Annotated in this window: 4 protein-coding genes; 3 read left to right on the forward strand and 1 reads right to left on the reverse strand. The window is 30.7% G+C overall.

The window, feature by feature from the left end; genetic code table 11:
* Nucleotides 1–544: YggS family pyridoxal phosphate-dependent enzyme (locus HG1285_RS03280; protein WP_008288913.1), on the reverse strand; the 544-nt coding region annotated here is incomplete at its 3' end.
* A gap of 79 nt (nt 545–623) precedes the next feature.
* On the opposite strand from HG1285_RS03280, the gene gcvH reads away from it, so the two are divergent.
* The 3 genes from gcvH to HG1285_RS03270 all read left to right on the forward strand — a co-directional run.
* The gene (gene gcvH / locus HG1285_RS03275; protein WP_008288914.1) at nt 624–1,040 is read left to right on the forward strand and encodes a glycine cleavage system protein GcvH; all 417 of its coding nucleotides are present in this window, start codon (nt 624–626) and stop codon (nt 1,038–1,040) included.
* Between the two features lie 104 nt (nt 1,041–1,144).
* Complete coding sequence (locus tag HG1285_RS18385) at nt 1,145–1,564, forward strand: ACT domain-containing protein (protein ID WP_083793131.1); 420 nt, start codon at nt 1,145–1,147, stop codon at nt 1,562–1,564.
* Between the two features lies 1 nt (nt 1,565).
* Nucleotides 1,566–1,890: peptide deformylase (locus tag HG1285_RS03270; protein WP_008288917.1), on the forward strand; the 325-nt coding region annotated here is incomplete at its 3' end.

A 1,890-nucleotide genomic window follows, 5' to 3' on the forward strand; every position in this document is an offset into this window, starting at 1 on the left:
GTCTTAATCTTACAAAGTAAGGTCTTGAGTCTTCTTTATTCTCTGAATATGGAGGAATACACATTAAGCCAAGAATATTTAGATTTTCTTTCTGCATACTGTACTCAAACAGCTCTTTCAAATTTTCAGGCTGAACTCCATATTTACTTTCTTCTCCCCCGATATTTACTTCAATTAGAACATCTTGTTTTTTGCCTATTTTCTTGGCTCTTTTATCTAATTCATCAGCCAGAGGTTTTCTATCTAAAGAATGTATCATTTCAAAATATTTAACTGCATATTTTGCTTTATTTGTCTGAAGTCCTCCAATTAGATGCCAGTGAATGTCTTTATACTCTTTTAACTTTTCTATTTTATCTATGCCTTCCTGAACCCTATTTTCTCCAAAATATCTAAGCCCTGCTTTATAAGCTTCAATGAGTTTTTCTACAGGCTGTGTTTTAGAAGCCCCTAAAATAATTACATCTTCTAACTTCCTACCTGATTTTTTAGCTGATTTTTCTGCAATTTCAAGTATCTTCTGGTAATTTTCTTTTATACCCATTTTTTAACCTCTTCTTTGACTTTTAAAATCAATTTCATATTATAATTTTAAAGGAATAAAAAACAATGGAGGATTTAAAATGTCAGCTGAAGATTTTAGAATAGAAAAAGGGATTTATTATACAAAAGACCATTTATGGGTAAAACTTGAAAAAGAAGACGATGCTGTAGTTGGAATTACAGACTACGGACAGCATCAACTTGGAGATGTTGTTTATGTTGAACTTCCGCAAATTGGAACTAAAGTAGAAGCAGGTGAAAAAGTAGCTTCTGTGGAATCAGTAAAAGCTGCTGTTGATGTATTATCTCCACTAACTGGAGAAATTATTGCTGTTAATGAAGACTTAAAAGAAGAACCTGACCTTGTAAATACTGACCCATACGGAGATGGGTGGATTTTTGAAATTAAACTTGAAGATACTGGAGAAATAGAAGATTTAATGACATCTGAAGATTATAAAGCTTATTTAGAAGAAATTGAAGAGGAAAGTCAGTAAATGAAATACTTTCTGATAAATGCTTTTGGGAAAGACAGACCCGGCATTGTAAAAGATGTTTCAAAGGTCTCTATGAACTTGGTTTTAATATTGAAGATTCAACAATGTCAAGGCTTGGTGGAGAGTTTACAATAATGCTTGTTGTTGAAGGTTCTGACAGTATTGATACAAATAAAATAAAAGATGCTTTTAATTCTCTTGAAAAAAAAGGCATAACAGTTAATATAAAAGAAATTCCTGATATTGAGCATGAAAAAAAACAGATAGAAAACATTTACAAAATAATAGTGTATGGCGGTGATAAGCCTGGAATTGTTTACAATGTCAGTAAAATGCTTGCAGACAACAACATAAACATTATAGATATGAATACCGAAAAAGCAGGCGACTTATATGTCCTTATAACTGAAGTTGAAACACCTGAAAACTTTAATGAAAAAACACTTTATGAAGAAGTAGAAAAGCTTAAAGATAACTTAGGAGTCGACATAAACGTTGAAAAAATAGAATCTATAGAGATGTAATATGAAAAAATTAAAAATTCTCACATATCCAGATGAAAGACTAAAAGTAGTTTCAAAAGAAGTAATAGATTTTGGAAAAGAATTTAAAGAGTTTGTAGAAAAATTAAAATATACAATGTACAACTCACCTGGAGGAGTTGGTATAGCTGCTCCACAGGTTAATAAACATATAAGAACAATAATTGTTGACGCTTCACATTACAAACATAAAAAAAATAAACTAAATCATGGTCTTATGGTTCTGTCTAACCCTAAGATAATAGCTTATGATGGTGAAATAATTATCAGAGAAAGATGTATGAGTGTTCCTGATTATACTGGAAATG

It is taken from the genome of Hydrogenivirga sp. 128-5-R1-1 (assembly GCF_000171895.1).